1 protein-coding gene is annotated in these 232 nt (G+C 28.4%); it reads left to right on the forward strand.

The window, feature by feature from the left end; all coding sequences use genetic code 11:
* On the forward strand, positions 1–188 hold a 188-nt coding region (locus tag AC3II9_RS22610), incomplete at its 5' end, for an Lrp/AsnC ligand binding domain-containing protein (RefSeq protein ID WP_489159029.1).
* Positions 189–232: the final 44 nt, after the last annotated feature.

The raw sequence follows: 232 nt of genomic DNA on the forward strand, positions 1-232 counted from the left end.
GTGATGCAGATTTTATTTTAAAAGTTGTTGCAGAAAACTTAGAACAGCTTTCTCAATTTGTGACTGAAAGATTACTTTCTTATAATTTTATTGGGCACATAAAGTCTTACATCGTTCTTAAAAAAATTAAAGAACAGAATCATTTTTTAATCAAACCTAAAAGCATGAGCTATCATCACTCTCAATAAAATAACTCAGCTTTTCACTCTTAAAAGTGAAAATAAAAAGGCGG

Source organism: Lysinibacillus sp. RU7, assembly GCF_057837305.1.